The sequence below is a fragment of the Enterobacter sp. RHBSTW-00175 genome, assembly GCF_013927005.1.
Lineage (GTDB): Bacteria > Pseudomonadota > Gammaproteobacteria > Enterobacterales > Enterobacteriaceae > Enterobacter.
Map to the genome: position 1 here is coordinate 727,409 of NZ_CP055930.1, position 12,932 is coordinate 740,340.

A 12,932-nucleotide genomic window follows, 5' to 3' on the forward strand; every position below is an offset into this window, starting at 1 on the left:
TCGTCTTCGAAGCGCCGGGGCGCTTACAGTGTGCGCAAGGGGGAAAACGGGCGTCATTATAGAGAATCCTGAGCGCCGACGAAACCGTTTGCGTCGAAATAAAATCTTCGGAGACATTTAACAATAGATGTGACCTGTCTCTCTAATTTGTTGCCAACTGGCGTAAGTTTGCGCAAAATGCCGCACATTCAATGACAAACCTTATTCTTAACATGGCTACAGCACACTGAGGCATCCGGCGTCGCAGAGAATTAACTAATTGAAAAAATTAAAGATTAATTATCTGCTCATCGGCATAGTTACCTTGCTGCTGGCAGTGGCCCTCTGGCCTTCTATCCCCTGGTTCGGCAAAGCCGAAAACCGTATCGCCGCGATCAAAGAGCGGGGAGAGTTGCGCGTCAGTACCCTGAGCTCCCCGCTGATTTACGGCGACATCAACGGTAAAACCATTGGCCTGGATTATGAACTGGCCCAGCAGTTCGCCGATTACCTCGGCGTGAAGCTCAAAATTACCGTTCGCCAGAATATCAGCCAGCTGTTCGATGACCTGGATAACGACGATGCCGATATCCTGGCCGCCGGGCTGGTGTATAACAGTGAACGCAGCAAGAACTATCAACCCGGACCAACCTACTATTCGGTTTCGCAGCAGCTGGTTTACCGCGTTGGAAACCCGCGCCCGCGTTCGCTTGCGACTATTAATGAGCAGCAGCTCGCTATCGCCCCGGGCCATGTGGTGATTGACGATCTGCGCACACTCAAAGAAAAGAAATACCCGGACCTCAGCTGGACGGTAGATCCAAAGCTTGGCACCACCGCGCTGCTGGAGCAGGTTAAGGACAAAAAGCTGGCATACACCATTGCTGACTCCGTGGCCATCAGCCTTTTCCAGCGCGTACATCCGGAAATCGCCGTGGCGCTTGATGTGACCGATGAACAGCCTGTCACCTGGTTTAGCCAGCTGGATGACGACCAAACCCTGTCCGCTGCGATGCTCGATTTCTTTAATTCGATCAATGAAGACGGGACCCTGGCTCGTCTGGAAGAGAAGTATCTGGGTCACGGTGAAGACTTTGATTACGTCGATACCCGTAGTTTTCTGCGTGCGGTAGATAGCGTGCTGCCGGACCTGCAACCCTTATTCGAGAAGTACGCCCAGGAGATTGACTGGCGGCTGCTGGCGGCGATTTCTTATCAGGAATCCCACTGGGACACTCAGGCCACCTCCCCGACGGGCGTGCGTGGTTTAATGATGCTAACCAAAAATACCGCGCAGAGCCTTGGCATTAGCGACCGGACCGATGCGGAACAGAGCATCAGCGGTGGTGCGCAGTATTTGCAGGATATGATGACTAAAGTGCCTGAGACGGTGCCGGAAGAAGAACGTATCTGGTTTGCGCTGGCGGCCTATAACATGGGCTACGCGCATATGCTTGATGCGCGCGCGCTGACGGCAAAAACAAAAGGCAACCCCGATAGCTGGTCAGATGTAAAACAGCGGCTGCCTTTACTGAGCCAAAAACCCTGGTACAACAAGCTGACCTATGGTTACGCGCGTGGGCATGAGGCTTACGCCTATGTGGAAAATATCCGTAAGTACCAGATTAGCCTGGTAGGTTATCTGCTTGAAAAAGAAAAAGAAGCAGTAGAAGCGAAACAGCTGGCGCAGAGCTATCCGGTGGTATTACCGAACGAAGTTAATCGTCCGACGGCTTCAATTCTGCCTTTTGTTGCTTTTTCTGCTGCCGGCGCATTCGAAAGAAGTCACTTAGTAGCCCCGAACACTCTGGTGCAAGCACCCCGCCGATAGTCTTGACCTGATGATTCATGCCCGGATGGCCAAGCACATCCATCAGTGAACCTGCCGCACCGGTTTTTTCATCCCGTGCGCCAAAGACCAGCGTGCCAATACGGCTGTGCACCATTGCCCCTGAGCACATAACACAGGGCTCAAGGGTGACATACAGTGTGGTATCCAGCAGACGGTAGTTTTGCAGTACCAGCCCACCCTGACGTAACGCCATGATTTCAGCATGAGCCGTGGGATCGTGGCGGCCAATAGGGCGGTTCCACCCTTCTCCAATCACTTGGTTGTTATGAACAAGAACCGCACCCACGGGCACTTCGCCCTCTTCCCAGGCGCGTTGGGCCAGCGTCAGCGCGTGGCGCATCCAGTATTCATGATTGTGTTCGGGATTGGACAACGGTAGATACTCCAGTCTAAAGCGGGCGGCATTATACACACCCCTTCCGGATAAGACTATTCGAGTTGCTGAAGTTCACCAGCCGGGGTGACGCGCCAGCGGTGCTGGCAGAAATAGAGCAGCGGGTTATCCTGCTTGCTGTCGCTATAGCCGCTGTAGAGGCGAAGCGGCGTGCCGATCCGCTTTTCTAATTGCGCCACCTTCTCGTGCCCCAGGCAGCGTATTGTCAGCACCCAGCCGCCGTAACCGCGGGCAATTTGAGTGGCGATAAGATTGACCCGTGGTAGCCAGGGTGTGTCGACGTAAACCTGTTCCACCAGCGACTGCGGGGAGCCGGTAATCAGCCAGATATCCGCATCATTTTCAGCGAGGTAATTGGTCAGCCTTTCTTGTACAACCGGAAACGCGGTCACATGACCGCGAAACCAGTGGGCAAAATCCTGTTCGAGCTGTTTCAGCCGTGCTTCACGGTGGCCGAATGTGCAGCCCCACAACAACAGGCTCATCGGCCAGCGAGCGGCACGCCCCTTGATCAGCAATCCCAGGCCAACAACCGGTAAGAGTGGCAGTACGAGCAATGCATTCAGTGGCTGACGCTGTAGCAGGTAACGCATAAACGTACCAAACATATCCTGCTGATGCAGCGTTCCGTCCAGGTCAAAAAAGACAACGCGACGCTCGTGATTAGCCAAACCTTACTCCTCTGGATCGTTGAATCCTAACAGCCAGGTAAACAAGAACCCGGCGATCACCGCTACCAGATAGCCTAACAGATAGAGCATGACTTTTCCGGTCACGATGGTTAACGCCAGCGGCAAACCGGAAATGCCAAAGGTGATCACCGTTGCCACTTTCCAGTAGCTGATGAGCGCGCCCCCTATTGCACCACCCAGACATGCCCCGAGGAAAGGCTTCCCAAGCGGTAGGGTTACACCAAAGATCAGCGGCTCGCCAATGCCCAGTAATCCGACCGGCAGCGCCCCTTTAATCACCTTCTTCAGACGTGTATTGCGGGTCTTCATTAGCACCGCAATGGCCGCGCCGACCTGCCCGACGCCCGCCATCGAAAGGATCGGCAGCAAAGCGTTATAACCATGCGCCTGAACCAGCTCAACATGGATGGGCACCAGTCCCTGATGCAAACCGGTTAACACCAGCGGCAGGAAGGTCCCCGACAATATTGCGCCCACCAGTAAACCACCCCGGTCGATAGCCAAAGAGGCGCCGTGGGCTATGGCCTCTGAGATCCAGCCACCGAGCGGTTGCAGCGCAACAATCGCCACGCTGCCAGTAATTAAGGTGGTGAGCAGTGGATTGAGGATAAGTTCAATCGAGCCTGGCAGCAGGGTGCGCAACTTTTTCTCAATCCAGCACATCAGGATGACCACCAGCAGCACGGCGATAACGCCGCCGCGCCCGGGCTGGAGCGCCTCGCCAAACAGGGTAATCTGCGCCAGCTGCGGACTGGAGAGGATCCCGGCCATTACGCCACCCATTGCCAGCGAGCCACCAAATACTTTTGCGGTATTGACCCCCACCAGAATATTCATGATAGCGAAGACGGCGCTGCCAAAAATGCCCAGAATACCCAGTAAGTTTGGATAGTGGGTGGCAAAGTCCCCCACGATGTCCGGGCGCTTGAGGATATTGATGATCCCGGTAATCAAGCCAGAGGCAATAAAGGCCGGAATAAGTGGAATAAAGACGTTTGCCAGCTGTCGCAGCGCATCGCTCATTGGGGCTTTGTATTTTGCCTTTGCCTGCGCTTTGGTGCGTTCAGCATCGTCAAACGAGGCTGTTGCTTCACCCCCCATCAGCGCACGCATGGCATCCACCACCTGTGCGGCTTTACCCGGGCCGACAATCAGCTGGTGCTGTTGCCCCTGTTTGACGTATCCGCTCACCCCGGAAAGCTGCTTCAGGCGTGGCAGGTCAAGCTGCCCGTCGTCATGCACCTCGACACGCACACGCGTCATGCAGTTTTCCAGACGCTGTATATTTTTCTCCCCGCCAATCCCTTGCAAAATACCGCTGGCGAGCGCTGCCGTTTTTTCCATACACGCCTCTTTTTTAGTTTTCTAAAGCCGCCCGTAAAAACCCATGATGCGTATCGAGTTTTGCTCTCGCAGCGGTTGCATCCAGCCCGCTTAAGATCATCAAAATGGCGGGTTTCACATCGTAATCCGTCTGTCTGAGGACGGATTCCGCCTCTTCGCGGGTTGCGCCTGTGGCTTCCACCACCATCCGGCAGGCCCGGTCTATAAGCTTGATATTGGTGGCTTTCATATCCACCATCAGGTTTTGGTATACCTTGCCAAACTTCACCATCGCGCCGGTTGAAATCATGTTGAGTACCAGCTTTTGTGCCGTGCCGGATTTCAGACGCGTAGAGCCGGTAAGCGCCTCAGGCCCGACGACCGGGGAAATGGCAATGGCAGCAACCTGTGCAATCGGTGAGCCCGGATTACACGAGATAGCGACCGTGGTGCAGCCAGTCTGGTTAGCATATTCCAGCCCGCCGATGACATACGGCGTGCGCCCGGAAGCCGCCAGCCCGACAACCAGATCCCGCTCATTCAGGTTCAGCGCTTTCAGGTCATCTTCCCCGAGCTGTTTGTTGTCTTCCGCACCCTCTACGGCTTTCAGAAGCGCGCCGGGGCCACCTGCGATGAGCCCAATAACCAACCCATGTGGTACGCCAAACGTCGGGGGACATTCAGAGGCATCGAGTACGCCAAGACGCCCGCTGGTTCCCGCCCCCATGTAGATGATGCGACCACCTGCTTTCAGAGCAGTAGCCGCCGCGTCGACGGCTTTTGCCACTTCGGGTAATGTCTCTTTCACTGCCTGCGCGACCAGCGTATCCTGTTGATTAAAACGGCTAACCAGCTCCAGCGTGGAGAGAGCATCCAGATCCATGGTTTGCGGATTGCGCGTTTCAGAAACAAGTAAGCCAAGATTCATCTTTTGTACCTCAGGAATTTTTAATTCATAATAATCACACTATAATGGAATATAAAATTCATTCAGGCGAGCAAATTTCTTTATTTGCAGCAGCAATCACATTTTCGCCAGGAGAACGTATGAACTGTTTAATTCGCATCCGCCAGCGTTACGCGGGTTTTGCCCAGAGCGACAAAAAACTGGCGGATTTCCTGCTTACGCAGCCCGACCACGCCCGCCATCTCAGTTCTCAGCAGCTGGCAAGCGAAGCCGGAGTGAGCCAGTCCAGCGTGGTGAAATTTGCCCAGAAGATTGGCTTTAAAGGTTTTCCGGCGTTAAAACTGGCCATCAGTGAAGCGCTGGTGAGTAACCCCAACCCGCAGTCTATGCCGGTTCACAACCAGATCCGCGGTGATGACCCGATGCGTCTTGTCGGTGAAAAACTGATCAAAGAGAATGTGGCGGCAATGCACGCCACGCTCGACGTCAACACTGAAGAGAAATTGCTGGAAAGCGTGGCGATGTTGCGTACCGCGCGGCGGATCATTTTGACCGGGATTGGCGCATCGGGTCTGGTGGCGCGTAACTTTGGGTGGAAGCTCACCAAAATCGGTTACAACGGCATTGTCGAGCTTGATATGCACGCCCTGCTTGCCACCGTGCAGGCGATGGAGCCTGACGACCTGCTGGTGGCTATCTCCTATTCCGGCGAGCGCCGCGAGATCAACATGGCCACCGATGAGACCCTGCGCGTGGGCGGTAAAGTACTGGCGATCACCGGTTTTACCCCTAATGCCCTGCAACAACGGGCAACGCGCTGTTTGTATACCATTGCGGAAGAGCAGGCTACGCGTAGCGCGGCTATCTCATCCACCAGCGCCCAGATGATGCTGACGGATCTTCTTTTTATGGCACTGGTTCAGCAGGATCTGGAGCACGCTCCGGAACGTATTCGGCACAGTGAGGAGCTGGTAAAAAAATTGGTTTGAACAGGGAATGCGCATATAATGCCCGCCCTGTTTGTGTTGTTTCTGAGAATTTCCTGATGGCGCTGTTAATCACCAAAAAATGCATCAATTGCGATATGTGCGAACCCGAATGCCCAAACGAGGCGATTTCGATGGGTGACAGCATTTATGAGATTAACAGCGACCGCTGCACGGAATGTATCGGCCACTACGAAACACCGACCTGCCAGAAAGTGTGCCCAATCCCCAATACGATCCTCAAAGATCCGGCACACGTTGAAAGCGAAGAACAGCTGTGGGATAAGTTTGTGCTGATGCACCACGCGGACAAACTTTAAGGGCCTGTCTCTAACTTTCGATAATTACCGTCGCACTGGCGTAGTGACGTTCATCCGCGATTGTCACGTGCATATGCGCCACGCCGAGTTTCTCGGCCAGCTTCTGTGCTTCGCCCCATAAACGCAGACGCGGTTTGCCCAGTTCATCGTTAAACACTTCAAACTGATTAAACGCCAGACCGTTGCGAATTCCCGTACCAAAGGCTTTGGCGGCCGCTTCTTTCACTGCAAAACGCTTTGCCAGAAAACGCACCGGCTGCTGGTGTGCTTCCCAGATGGCCCATTCGTTATCGCTTAACACGCGTCGAGCAAGGCGATCGCCACTACGGGCGATCACCGCTTCAATGCGGGCTATTTCGACGATATCCGTCCCTAAGCCCAGAATGGCCATTACTTGCGCGCTTCCAGCATCAGGCGTTTCATCTCAGATACCGCCTCTTTCAGACCGCTCATCACCGCACGGCCAATAATGGCGTGACCGATGTTCAGCTCATGCATTTCTGGCAATGCTGCGATGGCTTTGACGTTGTGATAAGTCAGGCCATGACCCGCGTTAACTTTAAGACCCAGACCTGCCGCATAGGTGGCAGCTTTGGCGATGCGCTCCAGCTCTTTAGCCTGAGTGGCATCGTCTTCGGCATCTGCATAGCAGCCGGTGTGGATTTCGATGTATGGCGCACCCACGTCAGCAGCGGCTTTAATCTGGTCGAAATCGGCGTCGATAAACAGCGAAACCAGAATCCCCGCGTCCGCCAGGCGCTTGCAGGCATCACGCATTTTGTCGAACTGACCTGCCACATCCAGCCCACCTTCAGTGGTCACTTCCTGACGTTTTTCCGGCACCAGGCAGCAGAAATGCGGTTTGGTGTCGCAAGCAATGGTCAGCATCTCTTCCGTGACGGCCATTTCCAGATTCATGCGGGTATCCAGCGTCTGACGCAGAATGCGTACGTCACGGTCGGTGATGTGGCGGCGGTCTTCACGCAGGTGAACGGTAATGCCGTCAGCGCCAGCCTGCTCAGCGATAAATGCCGCCTGAACCGGATCAGGATAAGCCGTGCCGCGCGCATTACGCAGCGTGGCAATGTGATCAATGTTGACGCCTAACAGTAATTCAGCCATGACAATCCTCGGTTTTCTTGTGTTTCTACGATCTAACGTTTCGGCATAAACTGCCTGAATAATTCGCGGCTCTTTAAGGGCTTGCCACCAAGATACGGCTTGAGTGCAATTCGGGTAAAGCGTTTTGCCGCGCGCAGGGTGTCAGCATCAGGGAACTCGCGTTCATACAGCGCCCTGAGCTGCCGCCCGGTAAATGTACTGTTATCAATCACGATACTGGCGATAAAGCCCTTTTCCTCGCGATAGCGGTAGGTCATCGTGTCATCTACCTGCTCGCCGCTGCCTGCACAGTGCAGAAAATCCACGCCGTAGCCAAGATGCCCCAACAGCGCCAGTTCGAAACGGCGTAGTGCCGGTTCCGGCGTGCCAGTTGCGCCAGCAAGCGCCTGGATACAGTGCAGATAATCAAAGAAAAGTTCAGAGAAGCGGGTCTCATGTTCAAGAACGCGCGAGACGAGTTCATTGACATAAAGACCGCTGTAAAGCGTGATACCAGAAAGGGGGAGCGCCAGAGAGACGGCTTCAGCGCTGCGCAGGGTTTTCACTTCCCCTCGCCCACCAAAACGCACCAGCAGCGGAGTGAAAGGCTGTAATGCGCCTTTCAGATTAGAACGTTTGGAACGTGCGCCTTTAGCAACAAGACGCACGCGACCCGACTCTTCCGTGAAGACGTCCAGCATAAGGCTGGTTTCGCTCCAGGGACGACTATGCAGGACGAAGGCACGTTGCCATCCTTCCATCATACTCGTCGTCTTTGGTTATTGGTCTTCGCCGTAACCGAGGCTGCGCAGAGCACGCTCATCATCGGCCCAGCCAGATTTCACTTTCACCCACAGTTCCAGGTGAACCGGTGCTTCAAACATGTCCATCATGTCTTTACGGGCTTCAATACCGATGGTTTTGATCTTGGCACCTTTGTTACCAATCACCATCTTCTTCTGCCCTTCACGCTCAACGAGGATCAGGCCGTTGATGTCATAGCCACCGCGCTCATTACTCTGGAAACGTTCAATCTCAACGGTAACAGAATACGGCAGTTCCGCACCCAGGAAACGCATCAGCTTTTCACGGATGATTTCAGACGCCATAAAGCGCTGAGAGCGGTCTGTGACGTACTCTTCCGGGAAGTGATGAATCGCTTCTGGCAGATGCTTACGCACGATGCCGGCGATGGTATCGACGTTCAGACCGGTCTCTGCAGACAGCGGTACGATGTCGAGGAAATTCATCTGGCTACCCAGCCATTGCAGATGCGGTAGCAGGTCAGCTTTTTCCTGTACGTTGTCCACTTTGTTGACTGCCAGGATAACCGGCGTTTTGCCATCGCGCAGTTTGTTCAACACCATTTCGTCATCCGGCGTCCAGCGAGTGCCTTCCACAACGAAAATCACCAGCTCAACATCGCCAATCGAGCTGCTCGCGGCTTTGTTCATCAGGCGGTTGATGGCACGCTTCTCTTCCATATGCAGGCCCGGGGTATCGACGTAAATCGCCTGATACGCGCCTTCAGTATGGATACCGACGATGCGGTGACGCGTGGTCTGCGCCTTACGAGAGGTGATAGAAATCTTCTGCCCAAGCAGATTATTCAACAGGGTGGATTTACCAACGTTCGGACGTCCGACGATGGCAATAAATCCGCAATAGGTTTTTTCTTCGCTCATTCCAGCTCCAGCATTTTTAACGCCTGTTCGGCGGCAGCCTGTTCAGCCTTGCGTCGGCTAGAACCTGTGCCAACCACCGGTTCACTCAGGCCACTGACCTGGCAATGGATGGTAAATTCCTGATCGTGCGCTTCGCCACGCACCTGCACCACCAGATAGGATGGCAGCGGGAGATGACGGCCCTGCAAATATTCCTGCAAGCGCGTTTTCGGATCTTTTTGTTTATCGCCCGGACTGATTTCGTCCAGACGTGTCTGATACCAGTTCAGGATCAGCTTTTCTACGGTCTGGATATCGCTGTCCAGGAAAACGCCACCGATTAATGCTTCGACCGTATCAGCGAGAATAGATTCACGGCGGAAACCACCGCTTTTCAACTCACCCGGCCCAAGACGCAGACATTCACCCAGTTCAAATTCGCGGGCGATTTCCGCGAGGGTGTTACCCCGTACCAGCGTGGCGCGCATCCGGCTCATATCACCTTCGTCCACACGCGGGAAACGGTGATAAAGCGCATTGGCGATCACATAACTTAAAATAGAGTCGCCAAGAAACTCAAGACGCTCGTTATGTTTGCTGCTGGCACTGCGATGGGTTAATGCCTGTTGCAACAACTCCTGATGATGAAAAGTGTAGCCCAGCTTCCGTTGAAGCCGATTAATTACGATGGGGTTCATGCGATACCAATAAATGAATGCGTCAAAAATGCAGCACACGAAACCGACCTGAGAAAACCAACGCGGTTTCGTGTGCCGTGGCACCCTTACAGGGCCAACCTTAAACTTCGGGGGAATATTCTATACACAACGACAGGGGATGTCGTTAGTTCGAAGAGATTTATCGCTTAAATAATTCACGTAGCCACTAATTCAAGTGGCTACGCGTTCAATTATTGAGAATTAATGGATCCCACCGATACGACTCAGGCGCACGCCAGTAGGCCATTCGCCTTCCTGCTTCTCAAAACTCATCCAGATAGCCGTCGCTTTACCCACCAGATTGGCTTCCGGTACAAAGCCCCAATAACGGCTGTCCGCTGAGTTATCGCGGTTGTCACCCATCATGAAGTAGTGTCCAGGAGGAACAATCCAGCTTGCCAGTTGCTGACCAGGTTGTTTGTAGTACATACCCAACTGATCCTGCGCAATCGGCACGGTCAGAATACGGTGTGTAACATCACCCAGCGTCTCTTTGCGCTCAACCAGACGAATGCCGTTATCTTTGCTTTCACCTTTCGGAACCTGGAAGAAACCGCTGGTCGCTTCACCGCCGTTACGGCGGGCAAAGGTCTGCACAAAATCGCTCGGCTCAACGTTTGAGTAAGTGATTGGCAGCGCGTTTTCACACGCCGTACCGGAGCTGCAACCTGGCTGTACGGTCACTTCTTTCGCCACCGGATCGTAAGAGACCCGGTCACCCGGCAGGCCTACCGCACGCTTGATGTAATCAAGACGCGGGTCTTCCGGATATTTAAAGACAACGATATCGCCGCGTTTCGGATGACCCGTTTCGATCAGCGTTTTCTGGTAGATAGGATCTTTAATGCCATAGGCAAACTTCTCTACCAGAATAAAATCACCGATCAACAGTGTTGGCATCATTGAACCAGACGGGATCTGGAAAGGTTCGTAAATGAACGAACGGACAACCAGAACAATCGCCAGCACCGGGAACACCGATGCACCAGTTTCCAGCCAGCCCGGTTTCGGGCCAACTTTCTTCAGGGTCTTCGCATCGAGCCCGTCGCCAGTAGTTGCCTGCGCGACAGCCTGACGTTCACGACGTTTTGGGGCGAAAATAAACTTATCCAGACACCACAACAGACCTGTCACCAGGGTAGCAATGACCAGGATCAGGGCAAACATGTTCGCCATGCCAACTCCTTAAGGGTTATTTGCCGTCTTTACCAACGTGAAGAATGGCAAGGAATGCTTCCTGCGGCAGCTCAACGTTACCGACCTGCTTCATACGTTTCTTACCGTCTTTCTGTTTCTGGAGCAGCTTTTTCTTACGGCTGACGTCACCGCCATAGCATTTAGCCAGAACGTTTTTACGCAGCTGTTTCACGGTAGAACGCGCAATAATATGGTTACCGATCGCGGCCTGGATCGCGATGTCGAATTGCTGACGCGGGATCAGCTCTTTCATCTTCTCAACCAGCTCACGGCCACGGTATGGCGCGTTGTCGTTGTGGGTGATCAGCGCCAGCGCATCAACACGTTCGCTGTTGATCAACACGTCCACACGTACCATGTTGGATGTCTGGAAGCGTTTGAAGTTGTAATCCAGCGACGCATAGCCGCGAGAGGTAGACTTCAGACGGTCGAAGAAGTCGAGCACCACTTCTGCCATCGGGATTTCGTAGGTCAGCGCAACCTGGTTACCGTGGTAAACCATGTTGGTCTGCACGCCACGCTTCTCGATACACAGGGTGATCACGTTGCCGAGGAACTCCTGCGGCAGCAGCATGTGACACTCTGCGATAGGTTCGCGCAGTTCATAAATATTGTTCAACGGCGGCAGCTTGGACGGGCTATCGACGTAAATCACTTCTTTCGACGTGGTTTCGACTTCATACACTACAGTCGGCGCCGTGGTGATCAGATCCAGATCGTATTCACGCTCCAGACGTTCCTGAATGATCTCCATGTGCAGCAGGCCGAGGAAGCCACAGCGGAAGCCGAAGCCCAGCGCTGTTGAGCTTTCTGGCTCATAGAACAGGGAAGCATCGTTAAGGCTCAGCTTGCCAAGCGCATCACGGAAGTTTTCGTAATCATCAGAGCTGACAGGGAACAGACCCGCGTATACCTGCGGTTTCACTTTTTTGAAGCCAGGCAGCGCTTTATCCGCCGGATTACGTGCCAGCGTCAGCGTATCGCCTACTGGCGCGCCGAGGATGTCTTTAATTGCACACACCAGCCAGCCTACCTCGCCGCATTTAAGCTCGGTACGGTCAACCTGTTTTGGCGTGAAGATACCCAGACGGTCAGCGTTATAGACCTGCCCGGTACTCATCACCTTAATTTTGTCACCTTTACGCATGGTGCCGTTTTTAATACGGACCAGTGACACAACGCCCAGGTAGTTATCAAACCAGGAGTCGATGATAAGCGCCTGTAATGGTGCATCCGGGTCACCTTCTGGCGCAGGAATATCACGCACCAGACGTTCCAGCACATCCGGGACACCCACGCCGGTTTTCGCCGAGCAGCGCACTGCATCGGTGGCATCGATACCGACGATGTCTTCAATCTCTTCGGCTACGCGCTCAGGATCGGCGGCAGGCAGGTCGATTTTGTTCAGAACCGGCACCACTTCGAGATCCATTTCCATCGCGGTGTAGCAGTTTGCCAGAGTCTGAGCTTCTACGCCCTGCCCGGCATCCACCACCAGCAGCGCGCCTTCACAGGCCGCCAGCGAGCGAGAAACTTCATAGGAGAAGTCAACGTGGCCCGGGGTGTCGATAAAGTTCAGTTGGTAGATTTCGCCATCAGCAGCCTTGTAATCGAGCGTTACGCTCTGTGCTTTGATGGTAATACCACGTTCGCGTTCCAGGTCCATGGAGTCCAGAACCTGGGCTTCCATTTCACGATCAGACAGGCCACCGCAAATCTGGATAATACGGTCAGACAGCGTCGACTTACCGTGGTCAATGTGAGCAATGATCGAAAAGTTACGTATGTTCTTCATATA

General features: G+C 53.9%; 14 protein-coding genes and 1 pseudogene. 4 read left to right on the forward strand and 11 right to left on the reverse strand.

Translation table 11 applies throughout. The features are described from left to right. Positions 1-28: 28 nt before the first annotated feature. Together HV107_RS27500 and mltF are read left to right on the forward strand one after the other, a co-directional pair. A pseudogene (locus tag HV107_RS27500) lies at positions 29-106 on the forward strand (hypothetical protein); the annotation flags it as partial. Positions 107-259: 153 nt separating this feature from the next. Further along, a complete protein-coding gene (mltF, locus tag HV107_RS03410; RefSeq protein ID WP_182062085.1) occupies positions 260-1,810 on the forward strand; it encodes a membrane-bound lytic murein transglycosylase MltF in 1,551 nt (516 codons plus the stop codon). On the opposite strand, the gene tadA is transcribed toward mltF, so the two are convergent. From tadA to murQ, 4 genes are read right to left on the reverse strand one after another with little or no spacing between them, the layout of a single operon-like run. Continuing rightward, positions 1,698-2,204: a tRNA adenosine(34) deaminase TadA gene (tadA, locus tag HV107_RS03415; protein WP_041162105.1), complete on the reverse strand. Its 507-nt coding sequence runs from the start codon at positions 2,202-2,204 to the stop codon at positions 1,698-1,700. The two genes, mltF and tadA, sit on opposite strands and share 113 nt — an antisense overlap. A gap of 56 nt (positions 2,205-2,260) precedes the next feature. Next, positions 2,261-2,896 (reverse strand): phosphatidylglycerophosphatase C, encoded by a 636-nt coding sequence (gene yfhb / locus HV107_RS03420; RefSeq protein WP_182062086.1) that lies wholly within the window; start codon positions 2,894-2,896, stop codon positions 2,261-2,263. Between the two features lie 3 nt (positions 2,897-2,899). Further along, a complete protein-coding gene (locus tag HV107_RS03425) occupies positions 2,900-4,261 on the reverse strand; it encodes a PTS transporter subunit EIIC (protein WP_182062087.1) in 1,362 nt (453 codons plus the stop codon). A 13-nt stretch (positions 4,262-4,274) separates the two neighbouring features. Next, positions 4,275-5,168, reverse strand: a complete 894-nt coding sequence (gene murQ, locus HV107_RS03430; protein WP_182062088.1) for an N-acetylmuramic acid 6-phosphate etherase — start codon at positions 5,166-5,168, stop codon at positions 4,275-4,277. Positions 5,169-5,287: 119 nt separating this feature from the next. Between murQ and HV107_RS03435 the strand changes: the two genes are divergently transcribed. Further along, on the forward strand, positions 5,288-6,136 hold the full coding sequence (locus HV107_RS03435) for a MurR/RpiR family transcriptional regulator (protein ID WP_182062089.1): 849 nt from the start codon (positions 5,288-5,290) through the stop codon (positions 6,134-6,136). Positions 6,137-6,192: 56 nt separating this feature from the next. Then, entirely contained in the window at positions 6,193-6,453 is a 261-nt protein-coding gene (locus HV107_RS03440) for a YfhL family 4Fe-4S dicluster ferredoxin (RefSeq protein WP_014071370.1), read from the forward strand. A gap of 10 nt (positions 6,454-6,463) precedes the next feature. Here HV107_RS03440 and acpS read toward each other — a convergent pair whose 3' ends face one another. The 7 genes from acpS to lepA all read right to left on the reverse strand — a co-directional run bounded on the left by acpS (position 6,464) and on the right by lepA (position 12,929). Beyond that, complete coding sequence (gene acpS / locus HV107_RS03445) at positions 6,464-6,844, reverse strand: holo-ACP synthase (RefSeq protein WP_166716663.1); 381 nt, start codon at positions 6,842-6,844, stop codon at positions 6,464-6,466. Next, on the reverse strand, positions 6,844-7,575 hold the full coding sequence (gene pdxJ / locus HV107_RS03450; protein ID WP_014071372.1) for a pyridoxine 5'-phosphate synthase: 732 nt from the start codon (positions 7,573-7,575) through the stop codon (positions 6,844-6,846). Before pdxJ ends, acpS begins: the two co-directional genes overlap by 1 nt. A gap of 32 nt (positions 7,576-7,607) precedes the next feature. Further along, positions 7,608-8,315 (reverse strand): DNA repair protein RecO, encoded by a 708-nt coding sequence (recO, locus tag HV107_RS03455; protein WP_182063447.1) that lies wholly within the window; start codon positions 8,313-8,315, stop codon positions 7,608-7,610. Between the two features lie 18 nt (positions 8,316-8,333). Further along, positions 8,334-9,239: a GTPase Era gene (gene era, locus HV107_RS03460; protein ID WP_014071375.1), complete on the reverse strand. Its 906-nt coding sequence runs from the start codon at positions 9,237-9,239 to the stop codon at positions 8,334-8,336. Continuing rightward, positions 9,236-9,916, reverse strand: a complete 681-nt coding sequence (rnc, locus tag HV107_RS03465; protein ID WP_182062090.1) for a ribonuclease III — start codon at positions 9,914-9,916, stop codon at positions 9,236-9,238. The genes era and rnc overlap by 4 nt, the downstream gene beginning before the upstream one ends. A gap of 222 nt (positions 9,917-10,138) precedes the next feature. Continuing rightward, positions 10,139-11,113 (reverse strand): signal peptidase I, encoded by a 975-nt coding sequence (gene lepB / locus HV107_RS03470; protein WP_182062091.1) that lies wholly within the window; start codon positions 11,111-11,113, stop codon positions 10,139-10,141. Between the two features lie 16 nt (positions 11,114-11,129). After that, entirely contained in the window at positions 11,130-12,929 is a 1,800-nt protein-coding gene (gene lepA / locus HV107_RS03475; RefSeq protein WP_182062092.1) for a translation elongation factor 4, read from the reverse strand. Positions 12,930-12,932: the final 3 nt, after the last annotated feature.